Origin of the sequence: Leptolyngbya sp. BC1307, from assembly GCF_002286735.1 — a bacterium.
GTDB lineage: Bacteria > Cyanobacteriota > Cyanobacteriia > Phormidesmidales > Phormidesmidaceae > Phormidesmis.
The window spans coordinates 55245-75449 of the sequence record NZ_NRTA01000019.1; the positions used below are offsets into that span (position 1 = coordinate 55245).

The following is a 20205-nucleotide window of genomic DNA, read 5'->3' on the forward strand; positions in this document are numbered from 1 at the left end:
TGCCTTGCAGCGTGGGTGACATTACCTGAAGTACCTAATCGAATTCGAGAAAAAGTCCGATTAGCGAGACAGCAGTGAGACAGCATAGTCAAGCATTATTAGCTTTTAAGGAAAGCGTCTACGCAGGCTCATACATCAGGTAATGCCTTGGTAAAACGGTCTGCTCGAAGTACCGCTGGGTAGCCAAAAGCAAGCTTTTGAATGATTATCTCAAAAGCGACTTATTCATAGAAGAGGCTTTATAGCGAGCGATAGGGGGCTTTAAGAAGTTGTCGAGGCCAGTGTAGAACTGCTGAACAGATAGCGTAATCTACTGCGCATCTGTCATCCATCTGTGCAATTTCCCGAATCTACTGAAATCAGCTATCAGTAACTTTTTGAGCGCTGTCAAAAAGCGGGCACTGATCGATATCACGAAAATAAACCCTGGCCGAATTTGCTTTACTAATTTGCTATCTAACTACAGTAGCAAACCTGGGGCAGCAAAACTTCGCCAACTTTGCTGACAATAATAATCTGCCGCTGCCGGTCAAATAGCACACTGCCGACCTGCACGCTTTGTTCGGCATGGGTTTGGATGTATTGGTGTGATCGCCTATCCACCCGCTCAGCCACAGCGCCATATACCTGAGCTACCCGATTACACCGATCTTGATGATCCAACTTTCTCAAGATTTCTAGGGCCGCCTCTGTCGTCGGGCTGGCCAAAACTTGCTGAATAATCGGGGTCTCTAACCCGACTTCAGCGCAGCAGGCCGCCATAATTTCCTGCCGCGCATCGGCGACGTGGTGGTGCGTGTGAAAGATGCCGCCCGCCAGCTTAATCAGCTTGCCGTGATAGCCAAATAGCAAAATTGAGCGTACGCCTAGCAGCCCGGCTTCTGCCAGCAGTGGCCCGATCCAGTTGGCCGTTTTTAACCGGCGGTCTGGCTCAATGCCCAGCTTAATCGCCAAATCAAGTCCGTTTTCTCCCAGGCAAAACACCAGGTCACGATACTCAGCCGCCTTTTGCCGCAGCGCTTGGCGGTAGGCTTCTAGCTGGCCGGGCGCACTCAGCGGCTGAGCAATCCCGCTAGTGCCGAGCAGCGACAGCCCATCGACGACGCCAAAAGCCGCGTTGGACGTGCGCAGCGCTAGCCGTTTGCCCTCTGGCAGGATGATCGTGACCTGAATTTTTCCCCCCAGCTGGAGTTTTTCTGACAGGTTGGCCTGCAAGAGCTGACGAGCATAGGTGTAGATGGCGGCGTCGGCTCCCTGGCGACCGATGCCTGCTCCGCCCTGTAGTTCAATGGGCGCTGACTGGGCGTCGTCGGCCCAGCGGACGACCGACCAGATCGGCGTGTGACGAGTCAAATCTAAGTTATCGCCAGGATCGCTGCGGGTGATGGCGAGCGCTGAAGTTTTTGACAGTAGGGCGAGCTGCTCGATTGAGATATCGGCGGTTTCGGCAGGCGTGACCAAATCCAGCGTGACGGTTGCTGGCGTATCTGTATGGTCTTGCAGATGTTGGAGAGCGGCGATCGCTCCCGCGCAGGCAAACACCGGCAGCGTGTAGCCACTTCTCGGCTCGTTCGTAGGCGCTGGCTGTGTCATTTATCTATTGATAGTGGACTATGGAGGAAAGGAGTTTCATACGACTTATGTCCCCTCAAACTGCCAATCCTATTGACTACCTGCGCATCAGCCTGATTGATCGCTGCAATTTTCAGTGCGTCTATTGTATGCCGGAAGGCGCTGACCTTCAGTATGCTTTGAAGGAAAACTGGCTTTCTCACGATGAGATTTTGCAGCTATTGAGCGAGGTGTTTATTCCTTTGGGGTTTACGCGCTTTCGGCTGACGGGGGGTGAACCGCTGCTGAGACCGGGAGTTGTGGAATTGGTGGAGGCGATCGCCCATCTCCCTCAAACCCAAGATTTGGCGATGACGACCAATGGCTTCCTTCTAGAAAAGCTTGCTCAGCCCCTGTACGATGCGGGACTGCGGCGCATTAATATCAGCCTGGATTCTCTCAATGCGGAGACCTTTCAGAAAATTATTGGGGGGCGAGTTTCCGGTGGAAAGGCTACGCCAACGCGCTGGCAAGAAGTTTGGCAAGGAATACAGGCTGCCCATCGGGTCGGATTTTCACCGCTAAAGCTAAACGTTGTGGTGATCCCCGGCATCAACGACGATGAGGTCTTAGACCTGGCGGCTCTGACGCTCGATCAGGAATGGCATGTCCGCTTCATTGAGTTTATGCCGATTGGCAATGACAGCCTGTTTGGGCAAAAGGGCTGGATTGACAGCGAGGCAATTCGGGCTCAGATTGCACAGCGCTGGGGATTAGAAGCAGGCGCTGTAAAAGGCAACGGCCCCGCTGATGTGTTTCAAATTCCGGGCGCGAAAGGAACGTTGGGATTTATCAGTCAGATGTCGGAGTGTTTTTGCGATAGGTGCAATCGGATGCGCCTCTCTGCCGACGGCCTGCTGCGCCCCTGCCTGCTTAACGAAAGCGGCCAAATAGATCTGCGGACGAGCCTGCGTGCTGGCGTTCCCCTTTCTGATCTGCGTGCACAGGTTGGCGCGTTAGTCGGCCAAAAACCCGACATCAATTTCAAGATGCGCGAATCGGGCGTGACTGGAGCCTACAGTCGCACCATGTCTCAGATTGGTGGCTAATCATGGCCCTGGGGCCTGCTGGTTAGTGAAGGAGGGTAGCGGTGCCTGAGATCATCAATCTATCACCTTGGATAGAGTCACCTATGAATATGACTGACTAGGTTGATGTTCGACATTATTATTGAGAAGGCAATGCGAAAATGGTCATTCAGAGGTATAGTTTCACACCGTCAACGGCCTAAGAAGCTGCGGCATAGTGCTAGCAGAGGCATCGATCAATCTCCGCTGCGCCTACATTTGTCTTTTTGGCTCCGGCTGCTGAGCGTGATGGCGCTCAGTGTGAGCTTATTGTGGGGCTCAGCCGCGATGGGTGTCACACTGCCCGGGGTCGAATCGGTGGTTTCGTCACCCGCCAATCAGTCGGATGCCCCCATCGATCCGGAGTCCTCTATAGGCGAAGCTCTGCTGACTGTCGGTCTCGATACGGTTGAAGCAGCGCCTGTTTATTTGGATGGTCGCACTGTCTTTTCGGTAGCTGCTGTGGACGGTATCTCTGCATCGGCCCGGGCCAAAGTTATTTCTCAGCGCCTGAAAGCCGTTGCCGAGCGGATTCAGAAAGAACAACCCCAGGTCAACTGGGAACCAGAATCTAACAGTCAGTCGCCGATCATATCGGTTAACGGCGATCCGCTGATGACGGTGACTGATGTAGATGCTCGCATCGCAGACTTTTCTCAGCCTAGCCTGCTGGCCGAGGAACTAAAACCTACTATTGAGCTTGCTCTCCAGCGTTATCAGCAGGAGCGTCAGCCCGAATATATCCGCCAGCAGGGACGTAGGGCTGTCATTGGCTTTGTACTGCTGGTGATCGCCAGTTTTGGCCTATCGCGGCTGCGAGCGTCGCTGGCAAGGAGATACCGGAAAATTCAAGGGGTGGATATTGTTGTCGAAGAGAAAGGACGGGCTGTAGCCCAGAAGGACTTACTTCAGCGCATTCTCCACAAGCAGTCTCGTAACCTGATTGCTTTCAGGCTTTGGTTTTGCTTTATTGGGCAGTGGCTGCTGTGGGGAATCGGCTGCCTGCTACTGCTGGGGCTGTTTTCCTACACCCGGCAGTGGCGACCGGGTCTGCTGAATATATTGGGAGTACCTCTGAAAATCGGCGCTATTTTTTTGGTGATCTACGGTCTGATTCGGTTTGGCCATGTTCTAGTGGATCGTCTGTTTTTCTTGGTGCAGGGCGGCGTTTCTACTCGAAAGCGATCGCAGCGCCTCGCTCTGCGGTTTTCGACCATTTCTCGCGTTAGTAAAAATGGGATAGCGACTCTCCTGATCGCCATCGGTGCACTTGCTAGCCTGTATCTGCTAGGGCTCAATCTAGCGCCGCTGCTAGCTGGGGCAGGCATCATTGGTCTGGCAATCTCTTTTGCCTCGCAGAACGTCATTAGAGACATGATCAACGGCTTCTTAATACTGCTAGAAGATCAGTTCGGCGTTGGCGATGTCATTGTCGTTGGCGGCGTTGCTGGCTTTGTCGAAAATATGAACCTGCGCATTACACAACTGCGTAACGAAGAAGGCCGATTGATTACGATCCCTAACGGTCAGATTGCTGTAGTCGAGAACCTCTCTAAGGAATGGTCCAGGGTAGACCTGATGATTTCAGTCTCACTCAGTGCTGATATCAACGAGGCACTGGCTCTGATTGAATCGGTCGCTAACGATATGCACCAAAGCGATGAATGGTCGGAGATAATTTTAGAATCTCCGCTTTTACTCGGCGTGGATCATCTCGATCACGTCGGGGCGACGGTGCGCCTGTGGATTACAACATTGCCGCTGAAGCAGTGGGATGTTGCCCGTGAGTATCGCCGCCGCCTAAAAATTGCGTTTGACCAAGCCAATATCGATATCGGCATTCCTCAACAGTCTTTACGGGTTCACCAAAACCGTCCTGTAGAAAAGGTACCTGCCTAACTTCTAGGGAACAGAAACGCATAGGCTAGCTGAGCTACCCTATGCTCTAAGCAATATCGAGGATGCCTAAGATGAAGAACGCCGAGCGCATTGTCTGGCTAGCGGCAGTCACCAACCAGGATGTTGAACGAGTGGGCGGGAAAAACGCTTCGCTAGGTGAGCTGATGGGGGCGCTGAAACAAGCTGGCATTCGGGTGCCCGATGGATTTGCGATTACGGCTAGTGCCTACCGGGAGTTTGTCGCAGCCAATCAGCTGACGCCTCAGATCAAGTCTCAGCTTTTAGCCTGGGAAGAAGGTAAACAACCGCTGGAAGCAACGGGTAAAGCGATTCGACAACTACTGAGAAGGGCTGCGTTTTCGGAGGCGCTAGCGGGTGAGATTCGGCAGGCTTATCGAGACTTGGGCGATCGCTACGGCGTTAGCGAAGTTGATGTTGCCGTCCGCAGCAGTGCCACCGCAGAAGATTTGCCCGACGCGAGCTTTGCCGGGCAGCAGGAAACGTTTCTCAATATCAGCGGCGAAGACGAACTGTTGGAAGCTTGCCGCAAGTGCTTTGCTTCGCTCTTTACTAACCGGGCCATCAGCTACCGGCAGGAAAAAGGCTTCGATCATATGGGCGTATCGCTGTCGGTTGGCATCCAAAAGATGGTGCGTTCTGACAAAGCCTGTGCGGGCGTCATGTTTTCTATCGATACGGAGACAGGTTTCCCGGACGCAGTGCTGCTAACAGGTGCTTGGGGCCTGGGTGAAACGGTTGTTCAAGGGAGCGTCACGCCCGACCAGTTTACGGTTTTTAAGCCGCTGCTAGAGAACAACGCTTTGCGTCCTATCATCGAAAAGAAAAAGGGTACGAAAGCCAAAAAGATGATCTACGCCACCGATGGTAATAAAACAACGGTGACGACGATCAACGCCAGCGGCAAAGAGCGAGAAGCGTTTGTTCTGAGCGATGAAGAGATTTTACAGCTAGCGCGTTGGGCGGTGCTGATTGAACAACACTACGGCTGCCCGATGGATATGGAATGGGCCAAGGATGGTGATACGGGAGAGCTATATATTGTTCAAGCTCGGCCAGAGACGGTTCAATCTCAGCGGCAGAGCGGACTGCTCAAAACCTACAAGCTCAAAGCGTCGGGAACGGTGCTGGCTACAGGGTTGAGTATTGGGGGGGCGATCGCCGCTGGAAAAGTCTGCCGGGTTCTCAGCGCTAAAGACATTGACAAAGTAGAAGCCGGCAGCATTCTGGTCACCGAAATGACCGATCCTGACTGGGTCCCGGTCATGAAAAAAGTCGCCGGTATCGTCACCGACTACGGCGGACGGACCTGTCATGCGGCCATCGTCAGCAGAGAGCTTGGCATACCGGCTGTCATTGGCACGGGCGATGCGAGCCGGGTACTGAAACCTGGACAAGAAGTTACGCTTTCTTGCGCGGAGGGTGACCAGGGCTATATCTACGACGGACTGCTCGCCTTTGAATCTGCTGATGTAGACCTTAGCGACATTCCTGAAACCAGCACCAAAATCATGTTGAATATTGCCAGCCCAGGAGTCGCCTTCGACTGGTGGCAGCTCCCGGCGGAAGGGATTGGTTTAGCGCGCATGGAATTTATTATCAACAACTTGATCAAGATTCATCCGATGGCGCTGATTAACTACGACGGGCTAGAAGACCGAGATGCCTGGCAGACCATACGCGATATGACTCACGGCTACGACGATAAACGCGATTACTTTGTTGACAAGCTCTCCCAGGGCATCGGTAAAATTGCCGCTTCTCAGTATCCTCACCCTGTGATTGTGCGGCTGAGTGACTTTAAGACCAATGAGTATGCCGATCTCATTGGCGGCAGAGACTTTGAGCCCGAAGAAGCGAACCCCATGCTGGGGTTTCGGGGGGCAGCGAGGTATTATAGCGATCGCTATAAAGCCGGTTTTCTCTTAGAATGCCAGGCCTTGAAGAAAGTCCGAGAAAACATGGGTTTCAACAATGTCGTGATTATGGTGCCCTTTTGTCGGCGGCTAGAAGAAGCCGATAAAGTGCTAGATATTTTAAAAGAACAAGGATTAGAAAGAGGCCAAAACGGCTTAGAAATCTATGTCATGTGCGAGATTCCGTCTAATGTACTGCTCGCTGATAAGTTTGCCGAACGCTTCGACGGGTTCTCTATCGGCAGTAACGATCTTACTCAGCTAGTGCTAGGCGTAGATCGCGACTCCGCAGCGCTCGCCGACCTCTTTGATGAACAGGATGAAGCGGTAAAAATCGCCATTCGTCATGTCATTAAGGAGGCTCATAAAGCCGGTCGAAAAGTCGGTATCTGCGGCCAAGCGCCCAGCGACTATCCCGAGTTTGCTCAGTTTTTGGTAAAAGCGGGCATCGATTCGATTTCATTGAATCCCGATAGTGTGATGCAGGTGAAGCGGCGGGTCGCTGAGCAAGAGGCTCAGAAGTAGGCTACTCAGGGGGCGATCGCACCAAATCTCAAAAGCCTTCTCTGAGAATCGCCTGCCTCTAAGCGTCAGTGCATCTCTAGCGGAATAGTATGAGCAGGGGCCGGAAAAGCCGTCTCTAGCGTCGCCAGTTCTTCGGCACTCAAAGCCAGGTTTAGGGCCGCGTAGTTTTGCTTTACATGCTCAATGCGACTGGACTTGGGAATGACGATCACATCGTCTTGGTGAAGTAACCAGGCGATCGCGATTTGAGCCGCAGTCACGTCCCGCTCCCGCGCCATTTTTTTGAGCGCCTGATTGTTGAGCAACCGGCCCTGCTCAATCGGAGAGTACGCCATAATTGGAATTTTCTGTTGCCGACACCAGGGCAGTAAGTTTCGCTCAATGCCGCGCCGCGTCAGGTTGTAAAGCACCTGGTTAGTGGCGATCGCCTTTCCTCCCTCTAAGCGAACTGCTTCCGCCATATCTTCGGTGTCAAAGTTGCTCACTCCATAGCTGCGAATCTTGCCTGCTGCTTTTAAAGATTGGAAGGCTTCTAAAGTTTCCGATAGCGGCACAGAGCCCCGCCAGTGCAAGAGGTAAAGATCGAGATAGTCTGTATTCAGCCGTTTGAGAGAGCGATCGCAGGCCGAAACCACCCCTGTTTTAGAAGCGTTGTGCGGATACACTTTGCTGACCAAAAAGACCTCTGAGCGGCGACCGGCGATGACTTGAGCAACGACTTCTTCCGCCCCGCCTTCCCCATACATCTCAGCTGTATCAATCAGCGTCAGCCCGAGTTCTAACCCATAGCGCAGCGCCTCTACCTCGCGCTGAAAATTTCGATTGCTTTCGCCCATTTTCCAGGTACCCAACCCTAGCGCCGGAATAGGTTGCCCAGAGGGCAGTTCAATTGTTCGCATGGTTGTTTTACCTATCAGAGCTGATGATTAAGCCGCGATTACTCGGGCTGTGATTACTCTGTGCATCCATCCACACAGGTGCCATTCTCGTTGAGTGACAGCGTTCTGCCGCTGAGCGGAACATGGACAGGCGCTTGAGTCGCCTCGATAAAGGTGGCTTTTGTGCCGGGCTGAACTTCGCTGTTGCTACTCACATTTGCCTGAGGTTTCTTGATTGAGGGCTTTTTCATCATAATGGTCGGCTTAACGCTATGGGCTGGTTAGTGTTCAATTTCACGGCTGTTTGCGCGTGATGGAGGTGGCGATCGCGAGCTAAATCAATAGAAATATCTGCCACATATCTGCCACTTGAAAGTTAACAAAACTTTATAACTTGCCTACCTTGGAAACTGTCTACCGGTGAGCTGCCAGCGGGCGGTCGCTTTTCGGATCTTGCGTTTTCAGAGAATATGCTCTTTCAAACTGTCTACAGTCAGCTTCTTGCCAATCGATCAAACGAACTCTATCGAAGACTTTTGCAGATTTTTGTGTATCCCAGCATATGGGTAGCCGGGGCGATCGCATCCCTGACCTTTTTTGTACAAGATACGCTGGCATTACCCCCTGACTGGCGACCGGCGGCGCTGATTTTCTGCGCGGCGCTGCTGCCCTACAATCTAGATCGAGTACTGGATACGTTTATTCAAAAGATTCCAGACAGCAAAACCCAGGCTTTTTTTCAAAGACCTGCCGTGCTGCTGATTCTCCTCGGCGCAGCGGTGAGTACGGGCACTTTAATCTATCAGGCACCCCCATCAGTCCGCTGGGTGAGCTTAGGCGGGTTAGTGCCCTTAATCTATGGCTTACCGCTATTTCCCTGGCGCAGTGCAGCCGGCACAGTCCGCTGGTATCGCCTCAAAGATATTCCGGGGACAAAAGCTTGGCTGGTTTGCGGTTCGATTACCTACGCTGTCGTTGGGCTACCACTTGGCTACGCGATGCAGCGCCCGGATCTATCGGTGATCATGACAGCGCTGTGGCTGCTGATCTTTATCGGGTCAAACTCTCATATGTTCGATGTTCGAGATGTGGAGTCTGACCGCCAGCAGGGCGTTTCTACCCTGCCGCTGCTGGCGGGCGTTGGCGGCACGCGGGTAATCTTGACAGTTTTGAACGGTCTATCGTCAGTGCTGTTAGCTTGGGGTTGGGCGAGAGATCTGCAAGTGCCTGGCTTGGCGATCGCCCTACCGGCTACACTGCTCACCCTCATCTACGTTTGGACATTGACGCCGAAGACGCCGCGCCAGGTTTATAACATTTGGATTGACGGCATTTTGTTTTTGCCCGCACTGCTAATGCTCGGATTTCGATAGGCTGACCGACTTGATGAGATCGCTACTCAGGCCAGTGCAGCAAAGCTCTGATGTGATCCGCCAGTGTTGCTGGCTCAAACGGTTTGACAACTATCCCTGACCCGCCTAGCGCCTCAATTTCGAGCTGTTCTTCCTTTCTAGTTTTAGCGGTCAAAAAGATGACTGGAATGTTTTTAGTCAGCGCCTGCGCCTTCAGCATGTGAAAGAGAGAAATACCGTCTAGCTCCGGCATTATCACGTCTAGCAAAATTGCGTCGGGTTGCTCAGCCTGGAGCATGGTCATGCCCTCTGTAGCCGAGGACGCTGCTAAAATATTCCAGTCGGTTGTGACTTCTAAAGAGGCTTTGACGACGGCTTGAATGGCTTCTTCGTCATCAACGACCAAAATTTTTCGAGCCACTTCTACACCTGAAAATGCCTGCTGATATCATAGCTCTCAGCTCACAGGCAGCGTGAAATAAAAGCAGCTGCCCTTGCTGGGGCTGCTCTCTACCTTATCTCTGAAATATGGCAATCCTATGTAGGTAGCCCGGCCACCGTCAATTATTGGATAAAACGCGGTTGCGACCGGCAACTTTGGCCCGGTACATTGCCCTATCGGCAGCTTGATAGAGCGCCTGTAAATCTGTGGCATCGCCCGGATAAACCGCAATGCCTGCGCTAAAAGTCGTGTAAAACGGACGATTGGGCTGACCAGCAGACTCACTACTCACAAACTCTTCCTGCTGCCATTCGTGCAAAAATTGGGCCAGCCGCCGAATTCCCTCCCGATGGCTCACCCCATACATCCCCACAATAAATTCTTCGCCTCCCCAGCGAGCGACCACATCTTCGAGCCGAAAGGTGGTCAGCAACCGTTCCCCAAAACGCCTTAAAACATGGTCGCCCATTGCATGACCATACTGATCGTTAATCTGCTTAAAGTAATCTAGATCAATCAGTGCCAGACAGAGAGGCTGTTCCTGACGGTTCGCTAGTTTCAGCAGCCGGGTCAGATCCTGGGTTGATTTACGGCGATTGGCTACCCCGGTGAGGCCGTCAATATCTGCCTGTAGCCGCCGCGTGCGGGCGCGCTCTAACCAGCTCAGCACGCGCGTCACCAGCTCAGGGGCAACCACCGGCTTGCGAATATAGTCGTCAGCACCGGCTGCAAATACCTGCTGGATCATCTCTGCGCCGGTATAAGCCGATAAAAACAGCACTGGCACCTCGCTCCAGTCGGACGCATTGCGCAGCACCTGACACAGAACCAGGCCGCTAATCTGCGGCATTTCTAAATCTAAAATCACCAGATCTGGCATAAACTGCTCCAGCGTCTCCCAAAAGTGCTCGGGATCGCTCAGCAACTGTAGCCGAAAGCCCCAAGGCTTCAGCAGTTGCTCTATCAGCTTTAAGATAGCTGGGTCGTCATCGACAACGAGCAGCTTGGCAACGGGTGGCGCTCCCTTCTGTAAAGATTGAACGGCGACTTCTAGCACTTCCTCTGGCGTGACCGGCAGCTGTAGCAGCCCGGCGATTCCCAGCCGTGCTACCTGAATGCGGGTTTCAAAGCTGACCTGCGCAGCTAACACCAGTACCGGCATTGACGGATGAGCGTTTTGTAGATCGCTCAGGAGCTGGCGCTCAGCAGAATTACCAGCAGCACCATCGATAGCGCTATCGGCAGACAACAGGTCAGGGTCGTCTAACTCCAGTAAAACAATATCTGGCCGTGCTTTAGTGATCGCGCTTCGGGCCTCGGCAATACTACCAGCGGTACTGACCTGTATTCCTTGGTCAGTGGCACCTGGTATGAGCCCTTGCATCCAGTCGGTCTCATCTTCTTTAGCCTTTTGACTGGTAGCTTTTTGACTGGCTTTGCGAATGACTAACAGCTGCGATCGCTGACTGAGCGACCAGTTGCTCTTAGCTGCGACGGGTATGGGAATGGCAGCCGGTTCGATCTGGGCTAGCATCTGCTGTACGCGAGTGATAGCCACCTCTAACCGGTAGAGCTGCGGCGGGCTGAGATCGGCGCTGTCGCAGAGAGTATCTTCGATTTCCCGGCACAGCGCTGTTGCCGTCTCAAAGCCAAAGCTGCCTAGCGACCCGGCTAGCGCGTGAGTTTCTGCGGTCACAGACTGCCGTACTGCTGGCTTTAGCGCCCCTGGCTTTAGCCCGCGCAAGATGCTAGCGACCGTCGCCACCCGCTGCACGTAACCTTCTCTAACTGTCTGCCAGAGTGAGGTGAGATCTAGCGACACAAAATCTCCAGGTGCCAAATCTGGGCAGACTGGCTTCTGACTGACTGACTCCTCAACCGGCTCGTTTCCAGCAGCTATCTTTGAGGTGATTGCCCCGTTTACCCTGGCAGCTTCAGCATCAGCAGCTTCAGCGGGTTTCAGCCGGTGGCCCAGCCCATAAACCGTTTCGATCATCTCCGGGAGCCCTGCCGCCCTGAGCTTTTGACGCAGCTCTTTAATCTGGGTTCGTACTGTGCTGACTTGGGGCGACGTCTCAAAAAGCCAAACGCTATCAAGCAGATTATTTAAGCTAAAGATCCGGTGAGGATTTCGTAAAAAAAGCTCTAGCAGCGCCCGCTCTTCAGGCGTCAGCGCCAGGGGGCTGCTGCGGTAGGTAACCTCCTTGCTGCGAGGGTCGAGGCGCAGATCTCCCCACTGCAAAACGGACGCTGTACCTACAGTCGCCCGGCGCAGCAGTGCCCGAATACGCAAAAGCAGCTCTTCTGGCTCAAAGGGTGTGATTAAGTAGTCATCGGCTCCGGCGTCTAGTCCGGCTACCTGGTCGGTGCTGGCATCGCGAGCGGTCATCAAAATGATCGGGGTATGATTGCCAGCGGCTCTGAGCTGCTTGCACAGCTGAATACCATCCAGCTTGGGCAACTGCCAGTTCAGCAAAACCAAATCGTATGAAAACGACTCGACTAGCTGGCGACCAGCTTCACCATTGCTCGCTAGGTCTACATGATCCACATGGTCTGCTAGCAGCTGCTCAATGGATGCAGCAAACGTCTTGTTTCCTTCTACCAGCAAAAATCTCATGCAAACTAGTCGGGCTTATAAATGTCAGAACCACTCTAGCTTAGCCAGATTGCACAGGTCTCCTCTAGGTAGATAGCCCGAAACCCTCAAATTGCAGATCTTTGAGAACACCGACTAAAACATTTGAGGAGATTGAAAAAGCTTCTTGTCAACAATGCCTTTCTTCTGAGAGCCCTCTCACTGCGGCTGATCGCCAAATGCGGTTTGGCGATGTTGCTGGAGATGTGGTTCACCTACTAAGATTACCGACTTGTCTAGATGCTCTAGCAGCGGTAAGGTACGGGTGCCAACGCTCAGACTGCTACCGGGCCGGCGACGCTGCGATCGCAAAATTACCAGATCATAGCTGCGGGCCACTTGGGCAATCACCCCTACCAAATTATCTCGCACCAGTAAGGTCGTCTCAATCTGGCAGTTAGCCGCCGGTAGCTGATCGGCAAGCAAATCTAGCTGCTTTTGCCGCCTTGCCTGGTGAATTTCCGAAGAAAACGAGCTACAGACATGCAGTAGCGTCACCTTACCCTGATTGGCAGCCGCTAGCACCTGAGCAAACCGCAGTACTCGCAGCGTTAGCGGCGACGGATTTTCAATCGGCAGCAAAATATCTTTAAACTGAGTTGGTGAATTCAGCAGCCGGGCCACCACCACCGGACAGTGAGCCGCCCACAGCACGTCGTCATGCACGCTATTCAGCAGGGGCGCACTAAACTTGGGTCGCCGGCCCACGCCCAGCACGATCAGATTGGCGTTTTCTTCGCGGCTGACGTGGCAAATCGCCTGCGGCACGCTGGGTTCAATTCTTAAAGTGGGGGTGAGCGGCACCTCGAAGTCATGGCTGATAGCTTCAGCATCCTTCAGGCGGCGGTAGCCGTCAGCGATCGCTCGGTTCATCTGCGGCGAATCCATCTGCGGCTGGGCGATTGCGATTGCCAGCGGCACAACGCGCCCCTTTTCATAACGAGCGATAATCGCTGCTAGCTCCAGCAATCGCCGTTCCGTGCGAGGGTTATAAACCGGTACCACTACCGCAAACGCATCTGCCCTATCGTCGGGAATCGGTAACCAGCTCAGCGGCGTCGTCTCCTCTAAAGCTTCTGTAATCGCCAGCTGCCGCGCCGTTCGCGCTGTCACCAGCGGCCCCAACACCGATGTCACCAGCATCAGCAAAATCACACTGTTGAACACCTGCGCGTTAATAATCTCCGCCTCGTAACCCACCAGCGCCGCCGCCAGTGTTGCCGCTACCTGCGGAATCGACAGCGACCACATTGTCCAGGTTTGCGGCCAGCTATAGCCAAACAACAGCTTGGTACTGAAGGAAGCCAAAAACTTGGAGCCCAAAAGTGCCCCCACAATTAGCAAGGGTAAATTAATAAACCTGAGAATGCTGCCAAAGGCATTGAGATCGAGCAGCAGACCCATATTGACAAAAAACATGGGAATGAACAGAACGCTGCCCAAAAATTCGGTTTTCTCTTTAACGGGGCCATCACCGATGACGCTGTTGATTGCCAGCCCTGCCAAAAATGCACCAATGATCCCCTCTACGCCAATTAGCTGCGCGACGACTGCCGATAAAAACAGCGACAGCATTACAAACAAAAACTGGTTGCCCTCATCTTTACCTGTCGCGCGAAAAAAGGCTTTGGCTAGCTGCTTGAGGCCAAAGAGAACGGCGATCGCATACACCGTCAGCGACCCTAGCAAAACTATGAGCTTCAGCGTAGAAAAATCTCCCCGACTGATCCCCAGACAGATGGCCAATACCACCAGCGCCGTTACATCCGTAAAAATGGTCGCGCCCACGGTCACCGTCACCGCTTCATCGCCAACTACTCCTAGCCGCTGCACAATGGGATAGGCCAGCAGTGTGTGTGAGGCCAGCAGTGAGCCAATCAGCACTGCCGCTAACCAGCCAAAGCCAAAGAACAGGCCAACCGCCAACCCGCTGACAAACGGAATCGCAAAGGTGAGTGCGCCAAAGCTCAGAGAGCGATTTCTTGTTTTATTGAAAAGGACGAGATCGATCTCTAGCCCAGCGACAAACATCAGATAGATTTTGCCAATTTCTGAGAGCAGCTTCATCGTCTCAGTGGCCGGGTCAAGCCAGCCCAGCAGCCCGCCGCCAAACAGCACGCCCGCCGCGAGCAAGCCCACTAGCCCCGGCAGCTTTAACCGCTCAAAAATGGGGGGAACGATTAGAGCGATCGCCAGCAACAAAACAAAAGTTACGATAGGCGTTCGCAGTATCTCTGAAGTCGTCTCTGCTGCCAAAAGCACGGGAAGAAGCACAGAATTGCCCCATAAAGATGACCAGAAACTCACATCCCTGGCCGCTGATAAGCCTAATAATATTAGAATTTGAGAAAATTAGATCAAACTGAAGATGGATTGAGCGATCGCGCCCATACCGCTATTTCAGCGCCTATTTCAGCACCCAACATGCGCTAACACACCAATCACCGCCGTGCGGCGATCACATCCAAATCGCTAACGGTTTCTAAAAAGACCAGCAGACGGCTTCTAATTCTATCCACGCCGCCCGCCACGTTAGATTCAATATTCAAAGGCAGCACTGGATCATGCAGCGACAGTCGTAGCAAAAACCACCCGTCTTCCTCAGGCGCAGTGCAGGCTACCCGAACGCCCTCATAGTTGTTGGGCACCAACTGCCAATCAGCTTGCTGAGCGACCAAGATTTGCAGCTTGTCAATCACCGCCATGCCATGCGCCTTAAAGTCTTTAGCCAAAATCTTTAGCCGATACTCTTCACTCTCTACCGGCTCCTTGAGCTGACTAATCAAATCGGTCAGGCTTTGCCCAGACAGCCGCAGCCGCGCTAATTCCACCAGCAGCTTACTCACCAGATATGCGCCATCGTCGAGAAAATAGTTCTCTTTCATCGCGCCGTGACCCGATGTCTCAATTGCCAGCCAGGAAGCTTGCCCCGAGGCGTCTAGTCGCATGGCTTCGTTGATCACATTTTTATAGCCGCGCTTAAAGCGATGATGCACTCCGCCCAAATCGGCAATAAACTGCGCGAGTCCGTCTGAAGTAATCGAATCAGTGACAATGGTAGAACCCGGATGTTCGCGCAGCACTACCGCCGAAATCAGCGCAATCAGTCGGTTACGATTTAGCTCATTACCCTGCGAATCGACCGCTGCCGACCGGTCTACGTCAGTATCAAAGATAATGCCAAAGTCTGCCCGATGCCGGAGCACCGCCTGCCGAATCGCCGCCATCGCCTCAGCGTTTTCAGGATTGGGAATGTGGTTAGGAAAATGGCCATCGGGCTCTAAAAACTGACTGCCGCTGGTGTCAGCCCCTAGCGGGGCCAGCACTTTGCTCGCGTAAAAACCACCTGCTCCATTACCCGCATCCACAACAATATGCAGCCCTTTCAGCGGCTGTTCGTAGTGCTCCGGGTGGTTCACCGACTGGCGAATCTGTTGCACTAGCCCGTCTGAATAGACCGATATGAAGTCTCGCGGTTCTAACTTGCCTGGAGTCGCCGCTGTAGAAAAGTTGTTCTCACTGGCTAACGCCAGAATCTCGGTAATATCGGGCTTGTCTAAACCGCCTTGCGCCGTGAAAAATTTGAGACCGTTGCGGTTGAAAGGGAGATGGCTAGCGGTGAGCATAATCGCCCCGTCGCAATCGTAGCCGTCGGTGACGGTGCTCATAAACATGGCAGGTGTGGAGGCGATCGCAAAGTCATACACGCTTGCCCCCATTGCCCGCATTCCGTCTGCTAGCCCGGTCATCAGCGCTGGCCCGGAAATGCGGCTATCGCGCCCGACCGACACAACCAAATCAGCGGCGACTTTATCCACCTTTTTAGCCAGCCAGGTGACAAACCCCTGCCCTAGTCGGTAGACTATCTCGGGCGTCAGATTCACCGGCTCTCCGATTACCCCTTCTAGCGCCACCCCCCGAATGTCTGAACCGTTCTGCAACCGCTGCCAGTGATGCGACCAGTGATGCGACCAGTGATGCGATAGTTCTACAGCCATTGTCTTTCTCCCTTTGTCTGCTCCGAACCCGTCGGCCAGCCAGCAATTAACCTGCTAGTTTGAGTAAACCACAGAAAAGTAAACCACAGAAAACCAGTGCGTCAGCAGATTGCGATAGATCTGGGAGGATAGTCTGAGTGCCTAATATTTCAGGGCCTAATATTTCAGAGAAGCTAGCGTTCATTCCGGCAGAGGGCGTTTTGAGCTTGGCTAGCTACGGCAGCGTTTTGAGCCTGGGCAGCGTTGGCAGCCTTCTCAGCATTGGCAGCGCGGGCAGCATCCTCAGCATCTGTAGCGCGGGCAGTATTTTGAGCGTTGGCAGTGCGGGCAGCATCTTGAGCTTTATGAGCGCAGGCAGTGTGCTCTCAGCGCTGAGTGTCGGCAGTCGGCTGAGCTTCTTGTGCAATCGGGCAATTCGGAACGATTCGGCCTGATTTTGAAGTGATCAGAGGTGAGCATTAGATATGCTTTTAGCAATGTTCTTTGAGCACTGTCTATGCGTCCGCGCCTATTAGATACTGATGCTTGTCCGATTATTGCTGAGTGAGTGATGAGTAACTATATTAGCCGCCGCGACTATGCTGATACCTTTGGGCCGACGGTGGGCGATCGCCTCCGCCTGGCCGATACTGAACTCTTCATCGAGGTAGAACAAGACCTCACCACCTACGGCGGCACCTACTACGGCGACGAAGTTAAGTTTGGCGGCGGTAAAGTCATTCGCGATGGCATGGGGCAATCGCCGATTTCCAGAGAAAATGGCGCAGTGGATCTGGTGATCACAAACGCGCTGATCCTCGACTGGTGGGGCGTAGTCAAGGCCGATGTAGGCATTAAAGATGGCAACATCGTCAAGCTGGGTAAAGCGGGCAACCCTTACACACAAAATGATATTGACATTATTATTGGCCCCGGTACGGAGATTATCGCGGGCGAAGGGAAAATTCTCACGGCAGGCGCGATTGATTCGCATATTCACTTTATTTGTCCGCAGCAGATAGAGGTAGCGATCGCTTCTGGCATTACCACCATGCTCGGCGGCGGCACTGGCCCTGCAACGGGTACGCTCGCTACCACCTGCACTCCCGGTACTTGGAATATCCACCGCATGTTAGAAGCGGCAGAAGCCTTTCCGGTGAACTTAGGTTTCATGGGCAAAGGCAATTCTAGCCAGCCGGACGAGCTGATCGCGCAGGTGCAGGCAGGCGCAATGGGCCTGAAGCTGCACGAAGACTGGGGCACTACTGCCGCCGCGATTGACACCTGTCTTTCGGTCGCTGACGATTACGACGTGCAGGTCGCCATTCACACCGATTCGCTCAACGAAGCCGGATTTGTCGAAACGACGATTGCCGCCTTTAAAGACCGCGTGATTCACACCTTCCATACAGAAGGCGCAGGCGGCGGGCACTCTCCCGACATCCTCACCGTCTGTAGCTACGGCAATGTGCTGCCCGCCTCTACCAACCCCACCCGCCCTTACACCATCAACACTTTCGACGAACACAAAGACATGCTGATGGTGTGCCATCACCTGGATAAAAATATTCCAGAAGATGTGAAGTTTGCCGAATCGCGCATTCGCCGGGAGACCATCGCGGCTGAAGACCTGTTGCACGATATGGGAGCTATGAGCATTATCGCCTCCGACTCGCAGGCAATGGGCCGAGTCGGTGAAGTGATTACGCGCACCTGGCAGACCGCGCACAAAATGAAAGTGCAAAAAGGACTGCTACCTGACCCTGAGAATACGAGTGAAACACACGATAATTTTCGGGCAAAGCGCTACGTGGCAAAGTACACCATTAACCCCGCTTTGGCCCACGGCATTGCTCACTGCGTCGGTTCAGTAGAAGAAGGCAAACTCGCTGACCTGTGTCTCTGGGATCCGGCTTTCTTCGGTGTAAAACCAGACATTGTCGTGAAAGGCGGCTTCATCGCTTGGGCGCAAATGGGCGATGCCAATGCCAGCATTTCGACCCCTGGGCCAGTGCATATGCGGCCAATGTTTGGCAGCTATGGGCGGGCAATATCCAGCACAGCCTATACCTTTGTCTCTCAGGCAGCGATGGACCTCGATATTGCCAGTCAGCTCGGGTTAGAGGCAAAACGACTGCGCCCAGTCTTTGATACGCGCCAAGTGAAAAAGTCAGATCTCAAGCTCAACGGCCTCACGCCTAACATCGAGGTTAAGCCTGAGACCTTTGAAGTGCGGGTAGACGGCAAGCTACTTACCTGCGAGCCCGCAGACGTACTGCCGATGGCCCAGCGCTATTTCCTTTTTTAGCGGGCAGTTATCTTCCCCAGTAGCTAGTCTTGACCCACTGCTGCATTTTGGCCTCGGAGTCTGTAGAGATTGCCTGACCAGCCTGGGGATTGTAAGCATACCAGCTAGGCTTGCCTCTGGCATCAACCGTTTGCTCAATATGAACTTTGGTCCAGTCGCTGAGGGTGGCGGCGAAGTTTAGCCATAGTCCCTGTAGCCAGTGGCCTGCGGTCGAAGGTTCATAGCGGTCGGTGAGCTGCGCATATTCCTTCTCTAGAGCCGCGATTAACTGCTGATTTTGGTGGGCCCTGGCCACTTCCAGGCGGTGGGCAAGCAGTGTGAGTAAATGAGTTTGGTGGGTAGAGGTCAGATTGGTGCTGCCAGAGCCCAGGCTGATATTGGGCGTGGTAAAAATGCGGGTGGCGATCGCACCACATTCCACACAAGCCCTGGGCGTCCCAGTCTCAGCCATCTTGTGCCACACCTCAAAGGGGCCACAGCGATCGCACTTATAGTCATATCGCAGTTACCGCCGTGCTCTCGGGGCGGAACTGTTCGCGCTCCTTCACCGGCAATTCGGTCATAGTCAGCAGCATCTACCTGGCCGAGCACCGCGTTGGTCGGATTCGGCAAGGCCGCGAGCACAGGTTCATCACCAGTGAGCGTTGAGGAAAAGTGTTCTCTCCTGCGTGATCTTGCAGGAAATTCTCTGCGCAGACCATAGCTTTTATCAGGGTAGAAAATATGTAAACCCGACTACAAAAAGAATCTACTAACAGCCCGTTTGTCTTTGAGGGGTAAGGCAAAATCCCGAAGCTTTGTTTTTCGTATCATAAGATACAACTCGGGAAGTGGTTGAGTCATAGGATACCTTCAAAATCAGTAAAAGTACCGGTCTTGTATTTGTTTTACCTCTCTCTAAAGTTTCAAATATGAGAAGCCAGCGCAACCAGGGCCATTAACGATACTGAAAACATAAATGTATTAAGTGGGATTTAGGGAGTCAAAAGTTAGCTAATGACAAGAATTGGTAGACGTAAGTTTTTGGTGTATGGTACCGCCGCCGCTGGTGCTAGCGTATTTTTGAAAGCCTGTGCGCCTGAAGAAGGGACTACCGCAGCCGATACCGAAAGCGGTGAATCCACAGAGGTTGCCGCTAGTGGCGGTGACGATGTTATTAAGGTAGGCATTTTGCACTCTTTGAGCGGCACGATGGCCATTAGCGAAACTACCGTCGTCGATGCTGAAGAGCTGGCCATTGAACAAATCAATGCGAACGGCGGTGTGCTCGGTAAGCAGTTGGTCGCCATCAAAGAAGACGGTGCTTCTGACTGGCCAACGTTTGCCGAAAAAGCAGAGAAGCTAATTGACCAAGATGAAGTGGCTGTTGTCTTTGGTGGCTGGACATCAGCTAGTCGCAAAGCCATGTTGCCCGTCTTTGAAGAAAAGCAACACATGCTTTGGTACCCCGTTCAGTACGAAGGTCAAGAGTGTTCCCGGGCGCATCTAGGTGTTGTGGGAGGGGTGCTTTAGAACGCTCGAAGGGACGAGGGGAAACAAGTCATCAAATCGCTGATTGACCCAAGCAACTCTGA

General features: G+C 53.3%; 14 protein-coding genes and 2 pseudogenes. 7 read left to right on the forward strand and 9 right to left on the reverse strand.

Translation table 11 applies throughout. From position 1 onward, the window contains the following. Nucleotides 1–456: 456 nt before the first annotated feature. Entirely contained in the window at nt 457–1593 is a 1137-nt protein-coding gene (gene cbiD, locus CKL79_RS12300) for a cobalt-precorrin-5B (C(1))-methyltransferase CbiD (protein WP_121969881.1), read from the reverse strand. Nucleotides 1594–1640: 47 nt separating this feature from the next. Between cbiD and moaA the strand changes: the two genes are divergently transcribed. The 3 genes from moaA (at nt 1641) to ppsA (ending at nt 7036) form a co-directional block, all read left to right on the forward strand. After that, a complete protein-coding gene (gene moaA / locus CKL79_RS12305; RefSeq protein WP_121969882.1) occupies nt 1641–2660 on the forward strand; it encodes a GTP 3',8-cyclase MoaA in 1020 nt (339 codons plus the stop codon). A gap of 237 nt (nt 2661–2897) precedes the next feature. Continuing rightward, a complete protein-coding gene (locus CKL79_RS12310; RefSeq protein ID WP_170944045.1) occupies nt 2898–4577 on the forward strand; it encodes a mechanosensitive ion channel domain-containing protein in 1680 nt (559 codons plus the stop codon). Nucleotides 4578–4639: 62 nt separating this feature from the next. Beyond that, nucleotides 4640–7036 (forward strand): phosphoenolpyruvate synthase, encoded by a 2397-nt coding sequence (ppsA, locus tag CKL79_RS12315; protein WP_121969884.1) that lies wholly within the window; start codon nt 4640–4642, stop codon nt 7034–7036. Nucleotides 7037–7101: 65 nt separating this feature from the next. Here the strand turns inward: ppsA and CKL79_RS12320 are convergent, their stop codons facing one another. Further along, nucleotides 7102–7935 (reverse strand): aldo/keto reductase, encoded by an 834-nt coding sequence (locus tag CKL79_RS12320; protein ID WP_121969885.1) that lies wholly within the window; start codon nt 7933–7935, stop codon nt 7102–7104. A gap of 53 nt (nt 7936–7988) precedes the next feature. After that, on the reverse strand, nt 7989–8168 hold the full coding sequence (locus CKL79_RS22880) for a hypothetical protein (protein ID WP_141242198.1): 180 nt from the start codon (nt 8166–8168) through the stop codon (nt 7989–7991). A gap of 216 nt (nt 8169–8384) precedes the next feature. On the opposite strand from CKL79_RS22880, the gene CKL79_RS12325 reads away from it, so the two are divergent. Next, nucleotides 8385–9287: a UbiA family prenyltransferase gene (locus CKL79_RS12325; RefSeq protein ID WP_121969886.1), complete on the forward strand. Its 903-nt coding sequence runs from the start codon at nt 8385–8387 to the stop codon at nt 9285–9287. A 22-nt stretch (nt 9288–9309) separates the two neighbouring features. On the opposite strand, the gene CKL79_RS12330 is transcribed toward CKL79_RS12325, so the two are convergent. The 4 genes from CKL79_RS12330 to CKL79_RS12345 form a co-directional block, all read right to left on the reverse strand. Continuing rightward, nucleotides 9310–9687 (reverse strand): response regulator, encoded by a 378-nt coding sequence (locus tag CKL79_RS12330; RefSeq protein ID WP_121969887.1) that lies wholly within the window; start codon nt 9685–9687, stop codon nt 9310–9312. 139 nt (nt 9688–9826) lie between these two features. Next, nucleotides 9827–12328 (reverse strand): response regulator, encoded by a 2502-nt coding sequence (locus CKL79_RS12335; RefSeq protein WP_121969888.1) that lies wholly within the window; start codon nt 12326–12328, stop codon nt 9827–9829. Between the two features lie 177 nt (nt 12329–12505). Continuing rightward, nucleotides 12506–14620, reverse strand: a complete 2115-nt coding sequence (locus CKL79_RS12340) for a cation:proton antiporter (RefSeq protein WP_205879069.1) — start codon at nt 14618–14620, stop codon at nt 12506–12508. Between the two features lie 167 nt (nt 14621–14787). Further along, a complete protein-coding gene (locus tag CKL79_RS12345) occupies nt 14788–16344 on the reverse strand; it encodes a phosphomannomutase/phosphoglucomutase (protein ID WP_121969889.1) in 1557 nt (518 codons plus the stop codon). A gap of 146 nt (nt 16345–16490) precedes the next feature. Between CKL79_RS12345 and CKL79_RS12350 the strand changes: the two genes are divergently transcribed. Together CKL79_RS12350 and ureC are read left to right on the forward strand one after the other, a co-directional pair. Beyond that, nucleotides 16491–16778, forward strand: a complete 288-nt coding sequence (locus tag CKL79_RS12350) for a hypothetical protein (protein ID WP_346427061.1) — start codon at nt 16491–16493, stop codon at nt 16776–16778. A gap of 116 nt (nt 16779–16894) precedes the next feature. Continuing rightward, nucleotides 16895–18631 (forward strand): urease subunit alpha, encoded by a 1737-nt coding sequence (gene ureC, locus CKL79_RS12355; protein WP_121969890.1) that lies wholly within the window; start codon nt 16895–16897, stop codon nt 18629–18631. A 7-nt stretch (nt 18632–18638) separates the two neighbouring features. Here ureC and CKL79_RS22885 read toward each other — a convergent pair whose 3' ends face one another. Both CKL79_RS22885 and CKL79_RS24375 read right to left on the reverse strand, forming a co-directional pair. Then, nucleotides 18639–19082, reverse strand: a complete 444-nt coding sequence (locus tag CKL79_RS22885; protein WP_141242199.1) for a hypothetical protein — start codon at nt 19080–19082, stop codon at nt 18639–18641. 47 nt (nt 19083–19129) lie between these two features. Then, nucleotides 19130–19261: pseudogene (locus tag CKL79_RS24375) on the reverse strand (acetamidase/formamidase family protein); the annotation flags it as partial. A 366-nt stretch (nt 19262–19627) separates the two neighbouring features. Here CKL79_RS24375 and CKL79_RS12370 point away from each other — a divergent pair. Further along, nucleotides 19628–20110, forward strand: a pseudogene (locus CKL79_RS12370) (transporter substrate-binding protein); the annotation flags it as partial. Nucleotides 20111–20205: the final 95 nt, after the last annotated feature.

Excerpts from the sequence above, each read along its gene's own strand:
- cbiD (WP_121969881.1), bottom strand. The coding sequence starts at position 1,593 with ATGACACAGCCAGCGCCTACGAACGAGCCGAGAAGTGGCTACACGCTG.
- moaA (WP_121969882.1), top strand. The coding sequence starts at position 1,641 with ATGTCCCCTCAAACTGCCAATCCTATTGACTACCTGCGCATCAGCCTG.
- ppsA (WP_121969884.1), top strand. The coding sequence starts at position 4,640 with ATGCCTAAGATGAAGAACGCCGAGCGCATTGTCTGGCTAGCGGCAGTC.
- CKL79_RS12320 (WP_121969885.1), bottom strand. The coding sequence starts at position 7,935 with ATGCGAACAATTGAACTGCCCTCTGGGCAACCTATTCCGGCGCTAGGG.
- CKL79_RS22880 (WP_141242198.1), bottom strand. The coding sequence starts at position 8,168 with ATGATGAAAAAGCCCTCAATCAAGAAACCTCAGGCAAATGTGAGTAGC.
- CKL79_RS12325 (WP_121969886.1), top strand. The coding sequence starts at position 8,385 with ATGCTCTTTCAAACTGTCTACAGTCAGCTTCTTGCCAATCGATCAAAC.
- CKL79_RS12335 (WP_121969888.1), bottom strand. The coding sequence starts at position 12,328 with ATGAGATTTTTGCTGGTAGAAGGAAACAAGACGTTTGCTGCATCCATT.
- CKL79_RS12345 (WP_121969889.1), bottom strand. The coding sequence starts at position 16,344 with ATGGCTGTAGAACTATCGCATCACTGGTCGCATCACTGGTCGCATCAC.
- ureC (WP_121969890.1), top strand. The coding sequence starts at position 16,895 with ATGAGTAACTATATTAGCCGCCGCGACTATGCTGATACCTTTGGGCCG.
- CKL79_RS22885 (WP_141242199.1), bottom strand. The coding sequence starts at position 19,082 with ATGGCTGAGACTGGGACGCCCAGGGCTTGTGTGGAATGTGGTGCGATC.